This window comes from Streptomyces sp. NPDC001530, assembly GCF_042894545.1.
Lineage (GTDB): Bacteria > Actinomycetota > Actinomycetes > Streptomycetales > Streptomycetaceae > Streptomyces.
In genome coordinates, this window is sequence record NZ_JBIAVS010000023.1 from 109,027 (window position 1) to 130,983 (window position 21,957).

General features: G+C 70.5%; 23 protein-coding genes. 9 read left to right on the plus strand and 14 right to left on the minus strand.

The features are described from left to right. Positions 1-137: 137 nt before the first annotated feature. Positions 138-971, plus strand: a complete 834-nt coding sequence (locus ACFY0T_RS38720) for a TetR/AcrR family transcriptional regulator (RefSeq protein ID WP_388881950.1) — start codon at positions 138-140, stop codon at positions 969-971. Positions 972-993: 22 nt separating this feature from the next. Here the strand turns inward: ACFY0T_RS38720 and ACFY0T_RS38725 are convergent, their stop codons facing one another. Then, on the minus strand, positions 994-1,503 hold the full coding sequence (locus ACFY0T_RS38725) for a MarR family winged helix-turn-helix transcriptional regulator (protein WP_388881953.1): 510 nt from the start codon (positions 1,501-1,503) through the stop codon (positions 994-996). A 107-nt stretch (positions 1,504-1,610) separates the two neighbouring features. On the opposite strand from ACFY0T_RS38725, the gene ACFY0T_RS38730 reads away from it, so the two are divergent. The 3 genes from ACFY0T_RS38730 to ACFY0T_RS38740 all read left to right on the plus strand — a co-directional run bounded on the left by ACFY0T_RS38730 (position 1,611) and on the right by ACFY0T_RS38740 (position 4,089). Continuing rightward, positions 1,611-2,048: a MarR family winged helix-turn-helix transcriptional regulator gene (locus tag ACFY0T_RS38730; RefSeq protein WP_388881956.1), complete on the plus strand. Its 438-nt coding sequence runs from the start codon at positions 1,611-1,613 to the stop codon at positions 2,046-2,048. Between the two features lie 140 nt (positions 2,049-2,188). After that, a complete protein-coding gene (locus ACFY0T_RS38735; protein WP_388881959.1) occupies positions 2,189-3,427 on the plus strand; it encodes a histidine kinase in 1,239 nt (412 codons plus the stop codon). Next, positions 3,424-4,089, plus strand: a complete 666-nt coding sequence (locus ACFY0T_RS38740; protein ID WP_388881962.1) for a response regulator — start codon at positions 3,424-3,426, stop codon at positions 4,087-4,089. Before ACFY0T_RS38735 ends, ACFY0T_RS38740 begins: the two co-directional genes overlap by 4 nt. Here ACFY0T_RS38740 and ACFY0T_RS38745 read toward each other — a convergent pair. The 3 genes from ACFY0T_RS38745 to ACFY0T_RS38755 form a co-directional block, all read right to left on the minus strand. Beyond that, positions 4,050-4,382 carry a DUF6332 family protein gene (locus ACFY0T_RS38745; RefSeq protein ID WP_388881965.1) on the minus strand — a complete coding sequence of 111 codons (333 nt, stop codon included), beginning with the start codon at positions 4,380-4,382 and terminating at the stop codon, positions 4,050-4,052. The genes ACFY0T_RS38740 and ACFY0T_RS38745 overlap by 40 nt on opposite strands. Positions 4,383-4,435: 53 nt before the next feature. Beyond that, positions 4,436-5,614 (minus strand): GDSL-type esterase/lipase family protein, encoded by a 1,179-nt coding sequence (locus tag ACFY0T_RS38750; RefSeq protein ID WP_388882207.1) that lies wholly within the window; start codon positions 5,612-5,614, stop codon positions 4,436-4,438. 225 nt (positions 5,615-5,839) lie between these two features. Then, entirely contained in the window at positions 5,840-7,321 is a 1,482-nt protein-coding gene (locus ACFY0T_RS38755) for an MFS transporter (RefSeq protein ID WP_388881968.1), read from the minus strand. A gap of 85 nt (positions 7,322-7,406) precedes the next feature. Between ACFY0T_RS38755 and ACFY0T_RS38760 the strand changes: the two genes are divergently transcribed. Next, on the plus strand, positions 7,407-7,820 hold the full coding sequence (locus ACFY0T_RS38760; protein ID WP_388881971.1) for a MarR family winged helix-turn-helix transcriptional regulator: 414 nt from the start codon (positions 7,407-7,409) through the stop codon (positions 7,818-7,820). Positions 7,821-7,885: 65 nt separating this feature from the next. On the opposite strand, the gene ACFY0T_RS38765 is transcribed toward ACFY0T_RS38760, so the two are convergent. The 9 genes from ACFY0T_RS38765 to ACFY0T_RS38805 form a co-directional block, all read right to left on the minus strand. Then, entirely contained in the window at positions 7,886-8,623 is a 738-nt protein-coding gene (locus ACFY0T_RS38765; RefSeq protein WP_388881974.1) for a maleylpyruvate isomerase family mycothiol-dependent enzyme, read from the minus strand. A 228-nt stretch (positions 8,624-8,851) separates the two neighbouring features. Further along, complete coding sequence (locus ACFY0T_RS38770) at positions 8,852-9,130, minus strand: DUF3500 domain-containing protein (RefSeq protein ID WP_388881977.1); 279 nt, start codon at positions 9,128-9,130, stop codon at positions 8,852-8,854. 34 nt (positions 9,131-9,164) lie between these two features. Continuing rightward, entirely contained in the window at positions 9,165-10,802 is a 1,638-nt protein-coding gene (locus tag ACFY0T_RS38775) for an FAD-binding oxidoreductase (RefSeq protein ID WP_388881980.1), read from the minus strand. 180 nt (positions 10,803-10,982) lie between these two features. Continuing rightward, entirely contained in the window at positions 10,983-12,014 is a 1,032-nt protein-coding gene (locus tag ACFY0T_RS38780) for an NAD-dependent epimerase/dehydratase family protein (protein ID WP_388881983.1), read from the minus strand. After that, positions 12,005-13,045, minus strand: coding sequence for a ScbA/BarX family gamma-butyrolactone biosynthesis protein (locus ACFY0T_RS38785; protein ID WP_388881986.1), 1,041 nt, complete (start codon positions 13,043-13,045; stop codon positions 12,005-12,007). Before ACFY0T_RS38785 ends, ACFY0T_RS38780 begins: the two co-directional genes overlap by 10 nt. 49 nt (positions 13,046-13,094) lie before the next feature. Further along, the gene (locus ACFY0T_RS38790) at positions 13,095-14,729 is read right to left on the minus strand and encodes an FAD-dependent monooxygenase (RefSeq protein WP_388881989.1); all 1,635 of its coding nucleotides are present in this window, start codon (positions 14,727-14,729) and stop codon (positions 13,095-13,097) included. Beyond that, a complete protein-coding gene (locus tag ACFY0T_RS38795) occupies positions 14,726-15,388 on the minus strand; it encodes an HAD family hydrolase (RefSeq protein WP_388881992.1) in 663 nt (220 codons plus the stop codon). Before ACFY0T_RS38795 ends, ACFY0T_RS38790 begins: the two co-directional genes overlap by 4 nt. Beyond that, positions 15,385-15,744, minus strand: a complete 360-nt coding sequence (locus ACFY0T_RS38800; protein WP_388881995.1) for a hypothetical protein — start codon at positions 15,742-15,744, stop codon at positions 15,385-15,387. The genes ACFY0T_RS38795 and ACFY0T_RS38800 overlap by 4 nt, the downstream gene beginning before the upstream one ends. Before the next feature lie 15 nt (positions 15,745-15,759). Further along, positions 15,760-16,758, minus strand: a complete 999-nt coding sequence (locus ACFY0T_RS38805) for a phosphotriesterase (protein ID WP_388881998.1) — start codon at positions 16,756-16,758, stop codon at positions 15,760-15,762. 219 nt (positions 16,759-16,977) lie between these two features. Here ACFY0T_RS38805 and ACFY0T_RS38810 point away from each other — a divergent pair, with 219 nt between their 5' ends. Then, positions 16,978-17,853 (plus strand): SDR family NAD(P)-dependent oxidoreductase, encoded by an 876-nt coding sequence (locus ACFY0T_RS38810; protein WP_388882210.1) that lies wholly within the window; start codon positions 16,978-16,980, stop codon positions 17,851-17,853. Between the two features lie 423 nt (positions 17,854-18,276). Beyond that, positions 18,277-18,423 (plus strand): hypothetical protein, encoded by a 147-nt coding sequence (locus ACFY0T_RS38815; RefSeq protein WP_388882221.1) that lies wholly within the window; start codon positions 18,277-18,279, stop codon positions 18,421-18,423. On the opposite strand, the gene ACFY0T_RS38820 is transcribed toward ACFY0T_RS38815, so the two are convergent. Continuing rightward, entirely contained in the window at positions 18,409-19,275 is an 867-nt protein-coding gene (locus ACFY0T_RS38820; RefSeq protein WP_388882000.1) for a helix-turn-helix transcriptional regulator, read from the minus strand. The two genes, ACFY0T_RS38815 and ACFY0T_RS38820, sit on opposite strands and share 15 nt — an antisense overlap. Positions 19,276-19,453: 178 nt before the next feature. On the opposite strand from ACFY0T_RS38820, the gene ACFY0T_RS38825 reads away from it, so the two are divergent. Next, the gene (locus tag ACFY0T_RS38825; RefSeq protein WP_388882003.1) at positions 19,454-20,704 is read left to right on the plus strand and encodes a cytochrome P450; all 1,251 of its coding nucleotides are present in this window, start codon (positions 19,454-19,456) and stop codon (positions 20,702-20,704) included. Between the two features lie 14 nt (positions 20,705-20,718). Further along, positions 20,719-21,927 carry an MFS transporter gene (locus ACFY0T_RS38830; protein ID WP_388882006.1) on the plus strand — a complete coding sequence of 403 codons (1,209 nt, stop codon included), beginning with the start codon at positions 20,719-20,721 and terminating at the stop codon, positions 21,925-21,927. The last annotated feature ends 30 nt before the right edge of the window (positions 21,928-21,957 follow it).

Here is a 21,957-nt window from a genome sequence, read left to right on the forward strand (position 1 = left end):
AAAGCAAGAGCACTGCTCTCTTTTTTGAGCGACGCTCTCCCTTTGGTGCGCCAATCTGGCTCGGAAGCACTGCTCCGGTTGCGGAGCACCGCTCTCTTTTGTGTGCACTGCTCTGAAAACGTGGCACACTGCCCCGCATGAGTACCGCACGAGGGGCACGGGCCCGAGCCAGGGTCGAGGTCACCGCGGCCATCAAGGACGAGGCGCGCAGACAGCTCGCGGCGGAGGGTGCCGCCAAGCTCTCGCTGCGGGCCGTGGCCCGCGAGCTCGGCATGGTCTCCTCCGCGCTGTACCGCTACTTCCCCAGCCGTGACGACCTGTTGACCGCGCTCATCATCGACGCGTACGACTCCCTTGGCGAGACCGCGGAGTCGGCGCACGCCGCGGTCGTCGGCGCCGGCGCCGGTCCCCGGGAGCGCTGGATCGCCGTGTGCGTGGCGGCCCGGCGGTGGGCGTTGGAGCATCCGCACGAGTACGCGCTCATCTACGGTTCGCCCGTGCCCGGGTACACCGCGCCGGAGGCGACCATCCCGGCCGCTTCCCGCGTGGGTCTGCTCCTGATCGGCATCGTCCGCGACGCGTATCAGGGCAAGGGGGTGGCCCGCCCCCCGCTGCCCGCCGACCTGAAGGCCGAGGCGCGGCGGATGGCCGCCGATATCGCGCCGGACCTTCCGCCTGAGGTGGTCACGGCGGGCGTGGCCGCGTGGGCGCAGCTCTACGGGCTGATCGGTTTCGAACTGTTCGGGCAGTTCAACCGGGTCGTGGAGGATCGCGAGCGCTTCTTCCGGCATGCGGTGGATCAACTCGCCCAGGGTGTGGGCCTGGTGTTTCCTCAGCCGACCGGCGCCACTGGCGCGGCCGGCTCCACGGGCACCGTTAGCGCCACCAGCGCCACCACCTCCACGGGCGCCACCAGCAAGAACCGCGGCTCCGGCGCGCCCCGCGGTTCCGGCGCGACGGCCGGAGCCTGACGCGGGAAGTACGAGGACCGGTTCAGTCCTCGCTGCCCTCGTCCCCCGGGCCGCTGAGCGCGCCGTAGCCCTGTACGAAGCGGGTCAGCAGGCGGGCGAGGGCCTCGCGGTCCTCGGCGGTCCAGTCGGCGGTGACCTCGGCGATCACACGGTGGCGGAAGTCGCGGATCCGTGCGAGTGCCGCGTGGCCTTCCGTGGTGAGCGCGAGCAGGGAGCGGCGCCCGTCGCGCTGGTCGGCCTCGCGGCGGAGCAGGCCCGCCTTCAGGGCCTGTGCGGCGAGGCGGCTCGACCTCGGCTGGTCGACACCGAGGGCGGCCGCGGCCTCGGTCACGGTCAGCGGTGCGTCCCGCTCGGCGGCGGAGTCGATGGCGTCGAGCAGTTCGAAGACCGCGTCGGGGAGTTCGGCGTGACGCCCGGTGCGCTCGCCGCGCCGTTCCGACAGCCGGGCCAGGGTGCGCTGTCTATGTGCGCGACGCAGGGCGACGACCGCCGTCTCGATGGCCGCCGTGTCCTCGCTCGGGTTGCCCTGCACACCGCCTCCGATGCATGCTAAGAAGCAATTACATGTCGCATTACATGGATACAGGGATCAGCTTACGCGACCTGCTTCGGGACACGCGACCTGCTTCGGGAGGCTCCATGACCGCGCCCAAGCCCATCGGCTACTGGCTCAAGCACCTGCACGGACTGCTGGAGAAACAGTTCGAGGTCACCCTCGCCGACGTCGGTGTGGGCCGTCGTCACTGGCAGGTCCTCAACACACTCAGCCTCGGGAAGACCGACCGCGACGAACTCACCGCCGCCCTCGCTCCGTTCTGGGCCGAGGGCGAGCTGGGCCTCGACCACATCCTGGAAGATCTGGCGGCCCGGGGCTGGACCAGCGCGGCCGCGCGGCCCACCGGCCTGTCGCTCGCCCTCTCCGACGAGGGCCGCGCCGCCCATGCCGAGATCGAGGCACGTGTGCGGGAGACGCGGGCCACGGTGCTGACGGGGCTGACCCCCGAGCAGTACAGCGAGACCGTGCGCGTCCTTTCGGCGATGGCGCACAACGTCGAGGCGGACCTCGCCGCCCGCTAGGCGCGCGGCCATGCGCATGGCCGGCCATGCGCAAAGCCGGCCATGCGCAAAGCAGCGGCTGCGGTACTCCGCGGGGAGTACGTGTGATCACCTCGCCCGGCGGACGCCACGGCCGCCCGGTCCCGTCTAGCGTGGCCGTCATGGAAGAGCAGCGCACTCCCAGGTCGCCGGCGTGGGGCGGTCCCCCCGCGTGGTGGCGGCACGGGCCGCCCGGGTGGAACCGCTGGGACGACAAGGAGCGCCGCGCCCATTGGCCGTGGCGCTCCACGGTGCTGGTGACCGCCTTCGTGCTCCTCGGCTCCAATTTCGCGGCCCACTCCCAGGAGGGCGACCGCGCTCCGCTGGACCTCTTCGCACGGGCGCTGCTGCTGGTGGGCTGCGGCCTGCTGCTCTGGCGGCAGCGGCGGCCGGTGCTCGTCGCCTTCGGTACGGCCGCCGCCGCGATGATCTATCTGGGCGCCGGATATCCGTACGGGCCGGTCTTCCTCACCGTCGCCGTGGGCTGCTTCAGCGCGGTGGTCGCCGGGCATCGCAGGGCCGCGTGGACGGCGGTCGCCATGCTCTGGGTCGGGCATGTGCTCGTGGGGCACTGGCTCTATCGATGGCTGCCGCCCTCAGGGGACGGGCCCGCCCCCTGGGGTCAGGAACTCGTCATCGCCACCTGGATCGTGGCGATCGTGGCGCTGTCGGAACTGGTCCGCGTACGCCGTGAGCAGTGGGCCCGCGAGCGTGCCGAGCGTGCGCGGTCCGCTCAGCGGCGCGCCGACGAGGAGCGGCTGCGGATCGCCCGCGAGCTGCACGACGTGCTGGCGCACAGCATCTCGGTGATCAACGTCCAGGCGGGTGTTGGACTCGCGCTCCTCGACTCCGACCCCGAGCAGGCGCGCACGGCGCTCACCACCATCAAGGCGGCCAGCAAGGAGGCGCTCGGTGAGGTCCGCCAGGTGCTCGACACCCTGCGTGCGCCGGGCGAGGCGCCGCGCGCCCCGGCGCCGGGACTCGACCGGCTCCCCGAACTCGTCGAGCAGGCGGCGGGCGCGGGCCTGACGGTCGAAGTCGAGGGCGAGGTCCCGAAGCTGCCGCCGGGCGCCGACCTGGCCGCCTTCCGTATCGTCCAGGAGGCGCTCACCAACGTCGTACGGCACTCCGGATCGCGGCACGCGCGCGTGCGGCTCGAATCCGCGGCGGGCGCGCTGCGGTTGCGGATCGACGACGACGGCCCCGCGACCGGGGTGGAGGCCGGCGGCAGTGGCAATGGGCTCGCCGGAATGCGGGAGCGGGCCGCGGCCCTGGGTGGCACGATCGAGGCGGGCCCGCGCGACGACGGAGGGTTCCGTGTACTGGCCGTACTGCCGCTGAAGGCCAAGGAGGACCGGTGATCCGCGTACTGCTCGCCGACGACCAGTCATTGGTCAGGGCAGGCTTCAAGGCGCTGCTGGACGCGCAGCCGGACATCGAGGTGGCCGGTGAGGCGGCCGACGGCGAGGAGGCGCTGCGCAAGGTGCGCGAACTGCGCCCCGACGTCGTCCTGATGGACATCCGGATGCCCCTGCTCGACGGCCTCGCCGCGACCCGCCGCATCACCGACGACGCGGACCTGAAGGACGTCAAGGTGGTCATGCTCACCACCTTCGAACTGGACGAGTACGTCTTCGAGGCGATCCGCTCCGGCGCCTCCGGGTTCCTGGTCAAGGACACCGAGCCGGACGAACTCCTGCGCGCGGTACGGGCGGTGGTCGAGGGCGACGCCCTGCTCTCCCCGGGGGTGACGCGCCGACTGATCTCCGAGTTCGCGGCCCGCTCCAAGGAGCCCGCGGCCGCCGAATCCCTCGCCGAACTCACCGAGCGGGAACGGGAGGTGATGGCCCTGGTCGGCATCGGCCTCTCGAACGACGAGATCGCCCGCCGCCTGGTCGTCAGCCCGCTCACGGCGAAGACCCACGTCAGCCGCACGATGGTCAAGCTGGGCGCCCGCGACCGGGCCCAACTGGTCGTCCTCGCCTACGAGTCGGGGTTGGTACGGCCGGGCTGGCTGGGCTGAGCCGCCTCCTCACGCTGGAAGCGGATCAGCACGCCGGCCACGCGTAGGAGGAACAGGGGAGCGGCCAGAGCGGCCCCGGAGGCGACCAGCATCCGCTGCGCCGCATCCGACAGATCGAAGGCCAGCGCCGGTCCGGCCACGACGCCGAACGCGACGGCCGCCAGGAACGCGGCGCTGAGCAAGGCGTATCCGATCTCGACGGTGACCGCGTCCCGCTCGGCTTGAGTGCGCCGGCCGCGGACGTGCTCCGCCTCCACACCGTAGTTCTCCATCTGGCCCCCGTAGTTCTCCATCCGTCGAGTCAACAGGCCTACGCCAGGCGGCGCAAGGATCCCCGGAGGGCGTCTCAGGCGCGCTCGGTGGTGAACGGTCCGTCGGTGCCGAAGGCCAGGGTGGCGAAGCGTTCGCCGATGCGGCGGTGTGTGGCGGCGTCCGGGTGGAGCTGGTCGGGCAGCGGCAGCTCGGCGAAGTCCGCCTCGCCGTAGAGGTCGCGGCCGTCGAGGTAGTGCAGGTTGGGGTCGTCGGCTGCCCGCCGCTTCACGAGGCGGGCCAGTTCGTCCCGGATGACGTTGAGGGTCAGCTTCCCGGCGGCCCGTTCCGCGGGGTCGCCCGCGGCCCGGAACTGGAGCTTTCCTGCGCTGAGGTTGCTGAAGTCCGGGGCGCTGGGGCCGGGAGTGTCCTCGTGGATGGGGCACAGGATGGGCGAGACGACCAGCAGTGGAGTGGTGGGATGCCCCTCGCGGAGGGTGTCGAGGAAGCCGTGCACCGCCGGAGTGAAGGCGCGCAGACGCATCAGGTCGGTGTTGACGAGGTTGATGCCGATCTTGACGCTGATCAGGTCCGCGGGGGTGTCCCGCAGGGCGCGGGCGGTGAACGGGTCGAGCAGGGCGCTGCCGCCCAGACCGAGGTTGATCAGGTCCGCGCCGCCGAGCGAGGCGGCCAGCGCCGGCCAGCTCGTGCTGGGGCTTGCGGCGTCGGAGCCCTGGCTGATCGAACTGCCGTGGTGCAGCCACACCGTGCGGCCCCCTTCCGGCACGGGCTCGACCGGGGCGTCGGTGCGCAGGGCCACCAGCTGGGTGATCTCGTTGTGGGGCAGCCAGATCTCCACGTCCTTCACATGGTCGGGCAGACCGGCGAACCGGACGGTGCCGACCGGACCCGGCCGGTTTTCCGCGGACCCGGTGGCCATGTCCACCATCAGGACGTTGCCGCCGGTCACGCCGGCCTGCCCGGCCAGGCGGCCGTCGACGAGCAGGTCGTACACACCGTCCGGACGGGGCGGGGCGCCCTGGTAGGCCATCTTGGTGCGGAGTGTGTCCAGCTCGACGGCGGTGGCCCGGGTGCGGAACACCAGTCGTACGCCGGAGGGCTGGGCCTCCGCCATGGCCAGTTGCCCGTCGGAGCACTGGGCACGGGCCCGGGCGGGCAGCCGGTGCGGGAGCACGCCCTGCGCGGTGCGCTCCAGGTCGAGCGCACCGCGCAGGAGGTCCGCGGTGATGGGCGTGGTGACGGGCGTGGTGATCAAGTCCGCAGGCCGGGGCGTGGCGGAGGAGCCGGGGATGTCGGCGTGCTCGTGGTTCACGATCTCAGCCTGTCAACCGGAGCGCCGATCCGCACATGATTTCCGCCCACCACACTCGCGGTTGAGGCGATGACGGTCGCCGTCCGCCGGGCGATCAGCGGGATCCCCCACGGCTCGGCGCCGTCTGCCGTCGTGCAAGCCAACCGCCCCTGATCGAGGGGGCAGCGCCTAGTCGCGGACCGCCACGCGTTCCACTTCCGCCTCCTCCTGAAGGGACTTGGCGACGACGATGGACTGCTGCGTACGCCGAGTGCGCAGTCCGGGCAGAGTGATCAGCAGACCCGCGAGGGCGATGCCGGTCACCACGATCAGGCCGGGCCGGTAGCTGTCGAGGACCGCCTGGGGCGAGGAGCCCTCGGACGAGTTCGCGGTCACGACCGCCGTCACCACGGCCAGGAAGATCGCGCCGCCGACCTGGACCGAGGTGTTGAGCAGACCGGAGACCATGCCCTGCTCGTGGTCGTCGACCCCGTTGGTGGCCTGGATGTTGAGCGAGGGGAAGACCAGCGCGCAGGCCGCGCCGATCAGCAGCATGGTCGGCAGGATGACCGCCGCGTACACGGGGTCGAGGTCGACGCGCAGGAAGAGCGCGTACCCGACGACCATCAAGGCGAAGCCCACCGCGATGAGCCGCGGGGTCCCGAACCGGTCCACGATGGCCCCCACCTTCGTGGAGGAGAGCGCCACCAGCGCCCCGGCGGGCAGGAAGGCGAGCGCGGTGTGCAGGGCCGACCAGCCCAGCAGCGACTGCATGTACAGCGTCACCAGGAACTGGAATCCGACGTACGAGCCGAAGAACGCCATCGCGCCGAGCTGGGCCCGGATCTGGCTGCCCGAGCGCAGGACGCCCAGCCGGATCAGCGGGCTCGGGCTGCGTCGCTCAACGGTCACGAAGACGCTGAGCAGCACGGCGACGGCGAGGAAGGAAAGCAGGGTGCGGGCGGAGCTCCAGCCCACCTCGGGCGCCTGTACGACGGTGAAGACGAGCAGCAGCATCGAGGCGGTGCCGAGGATGGCGCCCGGGATGTCGTAACCGCGGTGGTCCTTCTCGCGCTCGCTGCGCGGGATGAGCTTCAGCCCCGCGAGCAGCGCGATGACCGCTATGGGCGCCGGCAGCAGCATGGTCAGCCGCCAGCTCGCCTCCGTGAGCAGACCGGACAGGACGAGGCCCATGGAGAAACCGGTGGCCGCGCAGGTGGTGTAGATCGAGAGCGCGCGGTTGCGCAGCGGGCCCTCGGCGAAGGTCGTGGTGATGATCGACAGGCCGGCGGGCGCGGTGAACGCCGCGCTCAGGCCCTTGATGAAGCGGCTGGCGATCAGCAGCGGGCCCGAGTCGACGAGTCCGCCGAGCAGCGAGGCGAGCGCGAAGACACCCAGGGCCACCAGGAAGACCTGGCGGCGGCCCAGCAGGTCGGCGGTGCGTCCGCCGAGGAGGAGCAGTCCGCCATATCCCAGGATGTAGCCGCTGACGATCCATTGGAGCGTCGAGGTGGAGAGATCGAGTTCGGAGCCGATGGACGGCAGGGCGACGCCGACCATCGACACGTCCAGCGCGTCCAGGAACATCGCGGCGCAGAGCACCAGCAGGGTGCCCCAGAGCCGAGGGGTCCAGCGTCCCTGGGACGCGGGGTGGGTGAGCGGAGAGGTCATGACCCCGACACTACATGCGCATGCATCCAATGCAAATGCATTTAATTCCGATGCAACAAAGCAGATTTTTTGCTACGGTGCGCCCATGGCGGCGAAGAAGGCCGAGCAAGGGCTCGTGAACCAGTGGCGCGACATCCTCGCGGTGCATGCCCGCACCCTCTGCGAGCTCGACCGCGCACTGCATCGACACGGCCTCGGCGCCAGCGACTTCGAGGTGCTCGACGTCCTGGCCGAGGGCACCGCGTCGGACGGCGGCGCCTCGTACCGCGTCCAGGAGATCTCCGAGCGCGTCCACCTGAGCCAGAGCGCCCTGTCCCGGCTGATCGGCCGCCTGGAGAAGGACGGCCTCGTGACACGCGGGATGTGCGAGGAGGACCGGCGGGGCGTGCGCGTGTGCCTCACGCCGAAGGGGCGCGACCTGCACGGCGAGGTGCTGCCGGTGCAGCGCGCGGTGCTGACCCGGATGCTGGCGGGCGGTCCGGCCACCGCTTGCGAGTGACCGGGCCTGGAGCCGAGTGACCGGGCGCGATTCGCTCAACTCCACTTGCCCCCGGACTTCTCCCGTCAGCTCCAGGTCACTCCCGACCTCTCCCGCCACAGCGCCGCGAGCGAGGCGTCACCCGTCACGCTCGGGAACGGCTGCCGGTTCCAGAGCGCCAGGTAGAGCCGTCCGGCCGGTCCGGTCAGTTCACAGTCCGCGTCTCCTGCCTCGCCCCGGTCGCTGACCGGCGGCTGCGCCGACAGCCGTACGGTCCACACCGCGTCCGAATCGGTCGCCCGCACCCGCAGGACGCGCGGCTCCTCCGTCCGCACGCTGCTCCTCGCGCGCGCGTGGAAGCCGCGCAGCAACTCGTCGATCCCGTCCACCGCGAAATCGGTGGCCACCGCCGTCGGCTCCCCGCCGAGCGCCGACTCGGCGTCGACCCGGTGCACCGTCGTCTCGTGCGCCTGGCGTCGCGCCCAGAAGGCGAGCGGCGAGGGTGCCGGCAGAAAGCTCCAGCACTCCACGTCGGGGGAGGCACCGGCCAGCGTCTCGACGAGCCGCCGGTGGCCCTCCCGGAACCAGGACAGGAGTTCGCCGCCGTCGAGATCCGGCAGGCCGCCGTCGGGGTGGTACGAGGTGTACCCCTCGGCGACGAACGCGGCGGCCCACCGGTGCACCATCCCCGTGTGCCGCACCAGATCCCGCACCTGCCAGCCCGGGCAGGTCGCGACCTTGGCGTCGACCCCCGCCTCCTCGGCCGCCGCGGCCAGCAACCGGCCCTCCCTGTCCAGGTTTCCCACAAACTCCGGAATCTCCATGCGGCGAGTGTGCCGGATGAAGTGCGGTTCAAGGCAAGGGGTGTGGGGCTGCCTCGCGGGTTGGGGCCTCGACTGCCTCTTCCACGCGTCCGGCCGGGCGCTGCGCGACCGTCGTTGCCGTATCGGACGAACAGGGCCGGTCTGCCCGGGCGTGCGCGAGGGCCGCACCCGGACGGGTGCGGCCCTCGCGCTGACTGAAAACCGGGATTGATCGTTACCGCTGCTGTGTCACTGGTGGTGAGGTGACGTCAGGTAGTGCTGGCGAAGGAGCTCCCTTCCGTAGTCGTTGCCGTTGGGCGTGCGGATGATCGAGTGCACGTGCTTCTGGGTCGCGCCGCTGCCCTGTGTGGCGCCGTACGCGCCCGCGAGCGGGCCCGGGGCCTGGCAGTCGACCTCGACCCAGACGACCGGGCTGTGCACCCGGACGTAGAAGGCGGAGTCGTCGGCGATGCCGCCCGCCCACGACCGGCACCGTCGTCTCGGCCGTCCCCTGCGCCGGCAGGTCACGGCCGGCCGAGGGGCGGACGTATCGGGCGGTGGATCAGGCCGGAAGCCTTATCGACTGCGAGTGCCGGAAGAAGTCGGTAGGATCCCAGCGGGCCTTCACCTGTTGCAGGCGCGTGTAGTTCGCCTTCCAGTACAGCGTGAACCAGGGAACGCCGGAGGCGTTCCACACGGGGTCAGTGATGTCGGAATCCGGGTCGTTGATGTAGCAGCCGTCGGTAACGTCGCCGGGCACCGGATATCCGCCAGTGGCCGCGAACGTCTGGCTGTAGATGTCACGCAGCCAGCCGATATGGGTCCCGTCCTCGCGCGGGTCGACCCAGAAATTCTCGTACAGCGCGATGAAGGCGGAATCGCGGTGCGCGAACGCGGTTGCCTCGGTGGCTACTTCATTGGGCCGCCCACCACCGCCGTTGAGGGATATCGCCGCATTGGGATTGGCGTAGTCTGTGCGCGTCATGTTTCGGTGGATGACCGCGATCTGGTCGTCGGTGAAACTCCGCCGCATCCAGGCCGTCTTGACGGCGCTGCGCAGGGTGTGGTCGTACAGCAGGGCCGGGCTGCTGGTGCCGACCAGCTTGGTGGAGGCCAGCCACGGCACCCGCCGGGAGGGGAACGAGGCGGAGATGCCGGTGTCGCGGGTGAGGGCGGCCGCGTAGTCGGCGAGCAGCCGGTCGGCATCCGGGTCAGTTCCGTCCACCTGGGTGAACAGGGCTACGCCGCCGGCCGGACCCTGGCGCATCAGCAGGTAGCCGGCGAGGGAGATGAACGGTGAGGACACCGAGCCGTTGTCCACGTGCCAGTCGGCGAAGTTGTGGACGAGCCGGCCGAAGGTCGGGAGATCCAGCTGGTTCCAGGGGATGTTGAGCAGGCTGACCAGTACCCCCTTGGGCGGCCGCGGGAGTTGCAGGGCCGGATCCGTGCCGGTGGATCCGGCCGCGCGGAACCAGTAGCGGGTGATGATGCCGAAGCTGCCGCCTCCACCGCCCGCGGTGGCCCACCACAGATCGTGGTTCGGGTCGGACGGGTCGCGTGAGGCGACTACGCGCCGCACGGCGCCGGAGCGGTCAACGACCACCATCTCCACGGCCTCGATGTGGTCGGCGACCAGCCCGAATCTTCGGGTCAGCAGCCCGAAGCCGCCGCCGCTGGCATGCCCGCCGATGCCGACGGTCAGGCAGGCGCCGCCGGGGATCGTCACGCCCCAACCCTTGTACAGAGCCTCGTAGATCTGGCCCAGTTGGGCTCCGGCCTGCACCGAGAAGGCCCGGCGTGCGGCGTCGTAGGCCACCTCGTTCATCCCGGAGGTGTCGATGATGACGTCCACGTCCCGGTGGCTCACGAAATCCGCGTAGCAGTGCCCGCCGCTGCGGACGGAAACCCGCTTTCCGGCGCGCACGGCGTCCTGCACCGCCGACACCACCTGTTCCGATGAACCGACCAGCTGGATGGAATCGGGTGCGGCCTCCCATCGTTTGTTGACGCCGACGGACAATTCGGCGTACCGGGCGTCACCTGGGCGCACGGCCACCGGGCCGAACACCGGATCGCATGCGCCCACGGCGTCCACGGTTTCCGCTGCCGCGGCTTTCTGCGAGAGGAGGGACGGGGCGACGGTCGCCGCGGCCACGGCCGTGGCGCCGGTCAGAAGGTGTCGTCTGCCGATTTCTGGCATTGCTGTATCTCCGCCTGGACTGTCTGGGACTTCCGCAAAGGGAATGCGAGGAACGGGAATGAGATGAACGGGAATGCGAGGAGGAGTATCCGGCCGATCCGGTGATCATGGGTGGCGCTGCCACCAGGCTGGGGAAGGGCGGGCGCCGCCGGGTTGAGGGCTCCCGGCGGCACCCGCCGCTCAGAGGTGGTCGTGGGCGCGGTGCCAGGCCGCCTGGTCGTGCAGGGTGCGGTGCAACGGGCGGAAGGTGACGCCCAGTTCGCGGACGGCACGGGAGGAGCTCACATGCCGGCGGTTGCCCTCCAGCAAGGCGCGTACACCGTCCCGGGTCGCGGGAGGAGTGCGACCCCGCAGGCGTGCCGTGGCCTCGAGAACGGCGGCGACGGCGAGCGCGAGACGGGCCGGTACCTCGCGTGGGGGCGCCACACCCGCGGCGCGGGCGGCGAGCCGGCACACCTCCGGCAGCGTCACCCAGCTCCCGGCGACGATGTAACGCCGAGCGTGCTCGCCAACCACCGCGGCACGGACGCACGCGTCGGCGACGTCGCGGGCGTCCACGACATGGTTGCCGGCCCGGGGTACCGCGCGCAGCTCCCCACGTGCCACGGAGGTGAACAGCCGCCCCGCGGACGTGGGCCCGGCGTCTCCCGGGCCCCACATCCACCCCGGCAGCACGATCGGCACCCGCACCCCGTTCCGGGCACCGAAGGCACGTACGACCTCCTCGGAGCTCAGCTTGCTGGCGTAGTAGCCGTTCTCCCGGGTCCGGCGGCCTTCCGGGGTGTCCTCGTCGGAGGGCCGCCCGTCGGGGCGGGTGCCCAGCGTGCCGATAGAGCTGGTGTGCACCACCACCGGCACTCCGGCGTCGGCGGCCGCCCGCAGCAGTTCGCCCACGGCGTCCACGTTCGTCGCGGTCAGCAACGCGTCGTCGCGGCCGCCGGGGGCGTAGTACTCCCGGAAGTACGCCGCGGTGTGGATCACCGCGTCGTGGCCCGGGAGCACGGGGACGATGCTCCGTACGTCGAGCACGTCACCCTGCCACAGGTCCAGCCGCTTGTGGTCCGGGAGCAGGGAGCGGGCCCGTTCGGGGTCCCGGACCACAGCCGTCACCTTGCTGTCCAGGTCGAGCAGGCGCCGTACGGTGTTGCTCCCGAGCAGACCGGTCGCGCCGGTGACGACGACCCGCCGGGGCCGACGGGTGGTCAGGTCCACTGGACCACGTCCAGCCGGATCGACGTCGTCACCGCCCCGTCCTGCTGCACGTCGACGGCGACCGGGACGGTGAGGGTGCGCAGTTCCTCGTGGCGGCGGAAGCCGTCCACCCTCGCCCGCAGCTCCGTCACCTGGTCCAGCTCCGCGTAGTCGGTGAAGTCGGTGGTGATGGACGCGATGGTGAGGGTCTCCGGGGACAGCCCGTGCAACCGCGCGACGGAGGCGATGCCCAGCTGGCGGGCCGCCTCCATCTGCAGATGACCGGGCACATGGTCCAGCGGGTGGTCGAACATGTGCGGATGGCTCGGGTCCATCACCAGCTGTGCCGAGACGTTGCCCGGTCCGGTTGGGACGGGCTCGGTGATGACCACGTTGCGGGCCTCGCGGCGGCCCACCGAGGACGGCGCGGCAGCGGTGAACCGCGGCAGGGTGTGGTCCGCAGCGGCCGTCCGTCGCTTGGCCCGCAGGGTCCTGTATGCGCGCTGGGACACGATCAGCAACGCACCGTCCCCGGCCAGCGCCACCTCTCCGTCGAGCGAGACGTCACCGGTGAAGGTGAACCCCTGGATGCGACCCGCCTTGTTGCGACGGGGGTGCACGGTCATCGACACCAGCACATGGGCCGGGGTGGCGCCGATCCGCAGCTGGGCCAGGCCCACCGTGCGCAGGTTGAGGGCCCGGAAGATGAACGCCGACCCGAGCTCCACGCCCAAGTGACGGTGGGCCACCAGGACGCCCGCCTGCCGTACCACCTCCACCAGCAGGGTGAAGTCGTACAGCGGCGCGTTCTCGCCGATCAGGTGGCCACGGGGTAGCTGCGCGGCCACGACGAACGTGTTCTCGCCGGTCGAGGCGGAGTCGGTGACGAACACCTCGGCGACGGATGTGCGGTGGACCAGTGTGCGGGAGACTGTCGCGTCGTAGCGCAGCGTCGCTCCGGCCGTGGCCGCGGCGGTGGCCACGGCCTCGGTGCTGAGCGGCGCTTCCCCCGGTACGCTGGCCTCGGCAGGTCGTGCTTCGGGTACGGACATGATCGAAGCGGATCCCTTCCAAGGTTCCTGAGAAATGAGTCCGGGGGCCTTATGCCGCGTCGGACGTCGTCTCCGCCGGCCGCGAGGGCAGGCGTTCCAGCAGCTCAAGGACTCCCGAGATGCCGGACCGCGCCCCCACGACGCCGTCCGGGCGGATGTACGCAAGCCACGGCGTGCTCGCCGGGCCGAGACCGGGGCCGTCCGCGCGCGCGGTGTCGCAGCGGGCACCGGCAGCGTCGGCCTGCCCGGCCGCGGAACCGGCGTCGGAGGGCTGGATCCACAGTACGTTCGCCGTGTCGTCCACGCCCCGGCTGCGCAGGGCGACCAGCACCCGCACGGCGATCTCGCCGGCCGCCTGGTCCCCGTACGCGATGAGGCTGTGCCGACCCGCGGTCAGGTACGAGTGCAGTGACTTCGCCTTCGTGCCGCGCAGCGGAACGAGTGCGATGTCCGGTACCCGCCTGCCCAGCCGGACGGCGCGGGGCACGGAGTTGGCGCCGGGCAGGTCGGCCACGGCGGGGCTGGCCGAGTGGTCGAGGTCGAGCTGGGCGAGCTGCGGCAGCATCTGCTTCTCCATCACGCCGCGGCGGGTGAAGGACTGCATGGTGGCGTCCCGCATGGCGCGGGCCATGGGATTGCGTAGCAGCCACATCCGGGTCTGCTGGTCGGCGTTGCGCACCGCCTGAACCGATGCGGGGCGGCGCTCTGTCTCGTAGCTGTCGAGCAGGGCCGGGTCGGCGCCACGGGCGACGGCGGCGAGCTTCCAGCCGAGGTCGTAGCCGTCCTGCACACCGGTGTTGAGGCCCTGGCCGCCCGCGGGACTGTGCGCGTGGGCGGCGTCGCCGGCCAGGAAGACCGGGCCCTGGCGGAAGCGCGGGGCGACCTTGGCGTGCACCCGGAAGCGGTTGGACCACCAGGTGCCCCGCAGCCTCAGGCCCCCCGGACCGCGCTCGTCGAGCAGTTCCTGCAGCAGCTGGTCGGAGGGGGCTCCGGTGCGCTCGTCGGGCTCGATGTCGAAGAAGACCCGGTGTCCGCCCTCCGGCAGGGGCACCAGGACCAGCACCCCGTCCGGAGTGATGTGGTACTGCGCCTCGTCCTTCGGGGCCGGGCCCTCCACCGGGCCGTCGCCCAGCAGGAACACCCGGTCGTAGGTGTGGCCTTCGAAGGGGATGCCGACCGCCTCGCGCACCATGCTGTGCGTGCCGTCGGCACCGACCAGCCAACGGTACGTCTCCTTCTCGACCCGCCCCTGGGCGGTACGCAGGGCGACGGTGACCCCGTCTTCCTCGACGTTGACGCCGACGGCGTCGGTCTGCCACTCCACCGTGCCACCGAGTTCGAGGAGGCGGGCGTGCAGCGCTTCCTCGGTGACGGGCTGCGGGGTGCACAGCGGGTGACGGAAGGCGGTGCCCTCCAGGCCGCCGAAGCGCATGCCGCCGATCTGCTTCTTGCGGGACCAGTAGGTGGCTCCGGCCAGCGGAAGCGCGGTGTCGACGAGTTTGCCGGCGACGCCGATGCGGTCCAGGCACTCCAGCGCACCGCTCCACAGGATCAGCGCCTTGGGCGCGTCACCGGGGCCCTCGCGCCGGTCGACGATCCGGCAGGGCACGCCGAGGCCGAGCAGGGTGCAGGCGGTGGTCAGGCCGGTGGGGCCGGCTCCGACGATCAGAATCTCCGTGGTCATCGCGCAGGACCTCCCGGGTCCGGGTCGCCGGCCTGGAGGAGGGTGAGCACCTCGCGGACGGTGGTGTCGGTGTCGGTGAACCGCACGGATTCGATGCCGAGTTCGCGGGCGGCGACGCAGTTCTCCTCGGTGTCGTCGACGAACAGGCACTGCCCGGGCTCCGCGCCGAGCCGGTCGAGCAGGATCCGGTAGATCTTCGCGTCGGGCTTGCGTACGCCCTCCTTGTGCGAGTCCACGACGAGTGCGAACAGCTCGTCGACCGGCAGCTGAGCCCGCCAGCGCGGCTCCCACTCGCGGACGTTGTTGGTGAGCAGGGCGATCCGGTAGCCGTCGCCGCGCAGTTGGCGCAGGAACTCGACGAAGGGCTCGTTCGGCTTCCGCCCGCGAAACCACAGTTCTCCGAACTCGTGCCCGTCCAGGACTCGTTCGGATCCCGGGGGGAGCTCGGCCAGAATGCGCTCCGCCATCTGCCGCTCGGTGATGGCGCCGATCTCCAGGGCGGCCATGGGGGTCTCGCCGTGCCTGTGGGTGGCGGCCGTGAACGCCTCCGCGAGGGCCGTGACCTCGATCCCCGCCAGCTCGGCGAAGGCGGTGAAGGTCTCGACCAGGGGGTTGGTGAGCACGCCGCCGTAGTCGACGACGACGGTGTCGATGGTCACGGGTCCTCCTGCGGAGCCTCGGTGGCCGGTCCGTACTCCAGTTGCAGACCGACCATGACCAGTTCGGTTTCGCCGACGTTGTGCATCTGGTGGCACAGCGGCTGTTCCGCCGGGTTGAACAGCACCACGCCACTGGGGAGTTCGCCCTCGCGGATGACCTCGCCGTCGGCGCCGAGCGAACGGACCTTGGCTCCGCTGAGCACCACCGTCGCCCAGGGCTTGCGGTGGGTGTGCAACGGGCGGGTGCCGCCGGGGGGTACCTGTTCGACCCAGGCCTTCACCAGGGGGGTGTCAAGGCACAGCGGTGCGCCGAGCTCCTCCCAGGGCCCCGCCGGGCTGGTGGGTTGTGTGGACATGGAGTCTCCGAGAGGTCAGTAGGGGGCGTTGGCGGAGAAGAAGCGGCGAGGATTGTCGACGAGCATGGTGTGGATCGCCTCGTCACTGACGTCCGCCTGGCGCAACGCGGGCAGCACATCGTCGTGGATGTGCGTGTAGTCCCAGGAAGGGGCGACGAGTTCGCGCTGGTCCGGTGTGAGGTAGTCCAGGTAGCACGGGCAGTCGTGGGACAGCACCAGCTGCTCGGCGTAGCCGGCGTGCACCAGTTCGGCCACGGTCTTCACGCGCTGTTCGATCGGGGCGATGAACTCCATGCCGAAGCGGTCCATGCCGAGGAACGAGCCGGCGTCGAGCAGTTCGCGCAGATAGCCGAGGTCGTCGGTGTCGCCGGAATGGCCGATGACGACCCGGCTGAGGTCGACGCCCTCCTCCTTGAAGACCTTCTGCTGCAGCAGCCCGTTGCGCACCAGGGCGTTGCTGTGCGTCTGGATCGGCGCGCCGGTCTCGCGGTGGGCCTGGGCGGTGGCGCGCAGCACGCGCTCCACGCCCTCGGGAAGGTCCTCGGTCTCGGTCGCGCACTTGAGAACGGCCGCCTTGACTCCCGTATCACCGATGCCCTCGGTGATGTCGCGCACGAACAGCTCCACCATCGGGTCGGGTCCCTCGAAGACCCGGCCGGGGCCGCGGAAGGCGAAGTACATCGGTTCGTCGTTGTAGGTGTAGACGCCGGTGGCCACGACGATGTTGAGCGGTATCCTGGCGGCCACCTTCTGAATACGGGGCAGATAGCGCCCCTGGCCGAGGACGGTGAGGTCGACGATCGTGCGCACCCCACGCTCGGCGGCGGCGGTCAGCCGGGCAACGGCACTCTCGACCTGCGCCTCCTCGTCCCAGAGTTGAGGATTGTTCTCCTGTATCTCCGTGCTGAGCACAAAGACATGCTCATGCATCAGAGTTGTTCCGAGCTGTTCAATCGGAATTCCACCTTCCACCGTTTCGACAATGATGGGTTCCAGAGAATCCACTTTCGCCATTTATCCCCCTGATCTTGTTTTCTGCTCCGCTGCTACGGTCTCGATCCCCAAGTTGGTTTGTCAACGAGTATCTGACGGCATGGTGGTGGCATTACCAATAGTGCTGACAGTTACCTTGCCAGCGGCGAATCCAGCGGAGAAAGTGAGGGATTGGGAATGTGCTCGCCGAATGTTAATTCGGCATGACATTGATCTCTGTGAGGAGCGCACGTGGCGCACATGAAAAAGCTCGCACTGGTGACCGGCAGCACCGACGGGCTCGGGCGCGGGGCCGCCAAGCTGCTGGCCGCACAGGGCTGGCACGTCGTCGTGCACGGCCGCGACCCCCGCAAGGTGGCCGACGCCCTGGCCGATGTGCGCAGGGCGGCCAAGGCCGCCGAGGGCTCTGCCGGCCAGATCACTTCCGTGACCGCCGACCTCGCCCGCCTGGAGGAGGTGCACGCCCTGGCCGACGACGTGCTGCGCACGCACGGCCGGCTGGACGCCCTGGTCAACAACGCCGGCGTGGCGACACCCAATCGCAGCGCCCGCACCCGTCGCGTCACCCCGGACGGCTACCAGCTCGAATGGCAGGTGAACTTCCTCGCCGCCTTCGCCCTCACCCTGCGCCTGACAGGTCTGCTGGTCGCCTCCGCGCCCGCCCGAGTGGTCAACGTGAGCTCCGTCGCCCAGGGATGGGGCGCCATCCAGTGGGACGATCTGCAACTGGAGCGGCGCTGGGACCGCATGACCGCGTACGCCCAGTCCAAGCTGGCCCTGACGGCCTTCACCAACGAGTACGCACACCGCCTGCAGAGCCGCGAGGTGCGCGCCAACAGCCTGCATCCGGGCATGTGCTCCACCAAGATGGTCCGCAGCACGTTCGTCTTCGCGCCGCACCGCACCCGATACGGCGCCGAGAACATCGCCCGCCTGGTCACCGACCCCGGACTGCGGTCCACGAGCGGCGCCTACTTCAACGAGAGGCGCCGCGTCGAGCCCAACGGCTTCGCCCACGACCCGGCCGGCCGGCGCAGGCTGTGGGACGTGGCTCTGGCCCAGTCCGGTGTCGCCGACCGCGCGGACACCGTGCTGCCCGAGCTGCTCACCGCCTGACCGCGCCGGTGGCCGAACCGAGACGGGGCAGGCGGCAGGCCCGTGGCGAACGCCGTGTCGAGCAGTTGCTGGACGCCGCCGCGCGCCTGCTGTGCCGTACGGGGGCGACCGTGCCCGGCACCACCGCCATCGCCCGCGAGGCCGGGGTCTTCCCGGGCACCTTCTACCAGTTCTTCCCCGACAAGGAGGCACTGCTCGCCGGGCTGGGCGAGCGGCTGGTGCGCGAGCTGTACGCGGCGCACGGACCCTTGTTCACCGCGGACCACGCGCGCCTGCCGCCAGAGCGGCTGACCGACGCGGTCTTCGCCCCGCTGCTGTCGTTCCAGCCCGAGAACCTCGCCCTGCTGATGCTCATCCGGGCCGAACTGCTGGGAGGCGTAAGAGAGATGCTGACCGTGCGCGCCCGCGGCGGAGCGGGACCGGGTGGCCGCCGTGGTGTGCGCACTGCTCCAGGCCGGCCGGGCCTTGGTGCGCGAGCACCAGGGCCCGGAAGCCGAGGCGTACACCGCCGAGGTCAAGGCCGTGATCGGCCGCTATCTCTCCGCGCGGACCGGATCAGCCCCGCCATGAGGCGGCGAGGTCGCCCAGTCGCTTCTCCTCCTGCGAGCCGGGGAAGGCGAAATGCGTGACGATGCTGAGTCCGGTGGTGTCGCCCTCCACCGCGAACTTGACGTAATTGAGCGACAGCGGCCCGACCACCGGGTGCTGGAAGCGCCGTACGGACGAGGTGAACTGCTCCACGTCGTGCGAGGTCCACCACTCGTGGAAGAGCGGGCTGGACTTCTTCAGATCGTTGACCACCTCGATGAAGCGCGGGCGGCCCAGCTCGTGGGCGGACTCCGTGCGCAGCAGCCCCACCAGCCAGCGCGCATCGCGCTCCCAGTCCGGCAGCAGATCGCGGGCGCGCGGCACGTTGAACATCAGCCACAGGACGTTGCGATGACGCTCCGGCACCTGGGCGACGACGCCGTCCATGAGCGCCGCCTCCGCGCGGTTCCAGGCGACGATGTCGAAGCAACGGGTGATCACGTAGGCCGGGTTGGGGTTGAGCAGGTCAATGAACGCCTGGATGTCCGGGCCGACCGTCGGCGCCGGGTCCATCGAGGTGGTCTGCGGGGCCTCTCCGGCGAGCCGGAAGAGGTGGTCGCGTTCGGGCGCGTCGAGCGCCAGTGCCCTGGCGATCCCGTTGAGCACCTGCCGGGAGACGTTGATGTTCCTCCCCTGCTCCAGCCAGGTGTACCAGGTGAGGCTGACTCCGGACAGCTGGGCCACTTCCTCCCGCCGTAGCCCCTGGATGCGCCGGCGCCCGGACGCCGATCCGGAAACTTGAATTCCCGACTTTTCCGGGTCCGCCTTTCGGCGCCGCGACCTCAGAAAGTCGCCGAGTTCCTTACGACTAAGCTCGTCCTTTGAAGGTCCCATGCGTAATCCCCCGTCGCGATGGCCAGGACTAACTGGTGCAGTTTCCACCAGTATTTACTCCACTCTTCTTCAGTGTCAAACGATGCTTAAAGATGGGGACAGGTGTCGAGTAATGGTCGACATCGAATAGCGCCTACCGCACACGGCATATCCAGCCGATTTACGGAAGGGAAACCGTATGGAAACAGAGACTGAGCAGAAAACCACGGTCGCCGACGAGGCGGACGGAGTGCTGGCCGAGCTGTTCCTCACTCCGGACGGCCTGCGCGACCCGTATCCGCGCTACGAGCGCATCCAGGAGCTGGCCGCCGTTCACCATACCGCGCTCGGTCACTGGGTGGTCACGGGTTACGACGACGTCAACGCCTTCCTGCGCAGCCAGCATGCCCTCAAGGACCCGTACCGGGTCTTCGCCCCCTGGGTCGGCAAGGACGACTGGCAGAACCACGCCGCCCTGCGCCGACTGCCCAACATCATGCTGTGGGCCAACCCGCCGGACCACACCCGGCTGCGCAAGCTCGCCGGCTTCGCGTTCACCCCCCGCGCCGTACAAGCCATGCGCCCGCAGGTGACCGAGATGGTCGAGCGCCTGGCCGACAAGCTCGAACGCGAGGGCTCCCTCGACTACATGAAGGACTTCGCCTTCCCGCTGCCGGCCATGGCCACCGGCCGCATGCTCGGCATCCCCGACGCCGACCTGCCCTCGTTGCAAGGCCCGATGCGCGCCTTCCAGGACATCTACGAACTCGGGCTGACCCCCGAGGACCTCGCCGAGTGCGACAAGGGCGCCCAGTTCACGGACGACTACTTCAGCGCCCTCGTCGAGGAGCGCCGCAAGAACCCCGGCGACGACCTGCTGTCGGCGCTCATCGCCGCCAAGGACGGCGAGGACAAGCTCAGCCAGGGCGAACTCATCGGCATGTGCAACCTGCTGTTCGGCGCCGGTTTCGAGACCACGACCAATCTGCTGGGCAACGGCATGCTGGCCCTGCTGCGCCACCCCGATCAGATGGAGCGGGTGCGGGCCGACCTGAGCCTGGTTCCGGGCGCCGTCGAGGAGATGCTCCGTTACGACAGCCCCACTCAGCTCGGCAACCGGGTCACCGACGGCCCCGTCGAGATCGCCGGCATCGAGATCCCGGTCGGCTCCTCGGTGGTGGCCCTGGTCGGCGCCGCCCACCGCGACCCGCGGCGCTACCCCGACCCCACCCGCTTCGACGTCACCCGCGCCGACGCTCCCGTGCTGTCCTTCAGTTCCGGCATCCACTACTGCCTCGGCGCGTCACTGGCCCGCATGGAGGCGCAGATCGCCTTCACCACCCTGCTGCGCCGCTTTCCCCGGCTGTGCTTCGACGGGGAGGACACCGTGGAGTTTCGGCCCCGGCTCACCCTGCGCGGCGTCGAATCCCTGCCCATCTCCGTCGGCTGACGGGAGATCACCCCGTGGCTTCCCCCGTACGGACCGACCGTGCCCGGGGCCGGTCCGCCGCCCCCGCGCGCGGCCTGGTGCCGTTGTTCGCGATCGCCTGCGGTCTGACCGTGGGCAACCTCTACCTGTCCCTGCCGCTGCTGGACACCCTCGCGGCGGAGCTGCACCATTCGCACTTCGCGGTGAGCCTGGTCGTCGTGGCCACCCAGGCCGCGTACGCGGTCGGTCTGGTGCTGGTCGTACCGCTGGGGGACATGCTCGACCGGCGCAGACTCGTCCTCGCTCTGCTCACCGCCGAGACGGCGGCGCTCCTGCTGGCCGCCACCTCGCCCGGCATCGAGGTGCTCTGCGTGGCCGCGGCTCTCATCGGCCTGACCTCGGTGGTGGTCATGGTGATGGTGCCGTTCGCCGCGTCGCTCGCCACCGAGGCCGAACGCGGCCGGGTGGTGGCCGGCGTGATGAGCGGGGTCCTCATCGGCTCGCTGCTGATCCGCTTTCTGTCCGGCGTCATCGGCGAGCACACCGGCTGGCGGCCCGTCTACTACGGCGCGGCCGGCGTCGCCGGAGTACTTGTCCTCGTCCTGCGCAGCCGCATCCCGGCGGGCACCGGAGCCCCGCCGGACACCGGCCTCGGCTACGTGCGTCTGCTGCGCTCACTGCCGGGCCTGGTGCGCTCGAACCGCGTGCTGCGCCGCCGTTCCCTCTACGGCGCGCTGTGCTTCGCGGCGTTCACCGCCTTCTGGACCCCGCTGCCCTTCCTCCTGGCCGGCCCCCACTACGGATACGGAGCCGACGCGGTCGGGCTGCTCAGCCTGGTCGGCATCGGCGGTGTCGTTGCGGCGGCCCTCGCCGGCCGGGCGGCGGACCGTGATCTCGGCCCCTGGCCGACCGGGGCCTTGCTCGCCGGGGGGTGTCTGTCCTTCCTCCCGGCCGCGTTCGGCGAGCACTCGCTCGCACTGCTCGTCCTGGCCACGTTCCTCCTGGACTTCATGGTCCAAGGGGCTCACATCACCAATCAGAGCGAGATCTACCGACTGCCCCCGGAAATTCGCGGCCGAGTGACATCGGTGTACATGACCGGGTATTTCCTGGGCGGGGCGGTGGGGGCCGTCGGAGCGGCGGCCCTGTATTCCGCATCGGGCTGGCCAGCGGTCTGTGTACTGGGGTCCGCGCTCACCGGCGCCGCCTTCCTGGCCTGGGCGTTCCACCTGGTCAGGGACTGATCTGGTGCTCTGACTGCTATTAGTTCCGCC

What these genes read in the sequence shown, in the direction of transcription:
- ACFY0T_RS38755 (WP_388881968.1), bottom strand. Translation starts at nt 7,321, where the DNA reads ATGACCTCTCCGCTCACCCACCCCGCGTCCCAGGGACGCTGGACCCCT.
- ACFY0T_RS38820 (WP_388882000.1), bottom strand. Translation starts at nt 19,275, where the DNA reads ATGGGACCTTCAAAGGACGAGCTTAGTCGTAAGGAACTCGGCGACTTT.
- ACFY0T_RS38720 (WP_388881950.1), top strand. Translation starts at nt 138, where the DNA reads ATGAGTACCGCACGAGGGGCACGGGCCCGAGCCAGGGTCGAGGTCACC.
- ACFY0T_RS38785 (WP_388881986.1), bottom strand. Translation starts at nt 13,045, where the DNA reads ATGTCCGTACCCGAAGCACGACCTGCCGAGGCCAGCGTACCGGGGGAA.
- ACFY0T_RS38810 (WP_388882210.1), top strand. Translation starts at nt 16,978, where the DNA reads ATGAAAAAGCTCGCACTGGTGACCGGCAGCACCGACGGGCTCGGGCGC.
- ACFY0T_RS38730 (WP_388881956.1), top strand. Translation starts at nt 1,611, where the DNA reads ATGACCGCGCCCAAGCCCATCGGCTACTGGCTCAAGCACCTGCACGGA.
- ACFY0T_RS38775 (WP_388881980.1), bottom strand. Translation starts at nt 10,802, where the DNA reads ATGCCAGAAATCGGCAGACGACACCTTCTGACCGGCGCCACGGCCGTG.
- ACFY0T_RS38825 (WP_388882003.1), top strand. Translation starts at nt 19,454, where the DNA reads ATGGAAACAGAGACTGAGCAGAAAACCACGGTCGCCGACGAGGCGGAC.
- ACFY0T_RS38760 (WP_388881971.1), top strand. Translation starts at nt 7,407, where the DNA reads ATGGCGGCGAAGAAGGCCGAGCAAGGGCTCGTGAACCAGTGGCGCGAC.
- ACFY0T_RS38790 (WP_388881989.1), bottom strand. Translation starts at nt 14,729, where the DNA reads ATGACCACGGAGATTCTGATCGTCGGAGCCGGCCCCACCGGCCTGACC.
- ACFY0T_RS38805 (WP_388881998.1), bottom strand. Translation starts at nt 16,758, where the DNA reads ATGGCGAAAGTGGATTCTCTGGAACCCATCATTGTCGAAACGGTGGAA.
- ACFY0T_RS38800 (WP_388881995.1), bottom strand. Translation starts at nt 15,744, where the DNA reads ATGTCCACACAACCCACCAGCCCGGCGGGGCCCTGGGAGGAGCTCGGC.
- ACFY0T_RS38735 (WP_388881959.1), top strand. Translation starts at nt 2,189, where the DNA reads ATGGAAGAGCAGCGCACTCCCAGGTCGCCGGCGTGGGGCGGTCCCCCC.
- ACFY0T_RS38745 (WP_388881965.1), bottom strand. Translation starts at nt 4,382, where the DNA reads ATGGAGAACTACGGGGGCCAGATGGAGAACTACGGTGTGGAGGCGGAG.
- ACFY0T_RS38765 (WP_388881974.1), bottom strand. Translation starts at nt 8,623, where the DNA reads ATGGAGATTCCGGAGTTTGTGGGAAACCTGGACAGGGAGGGCCGGTTG.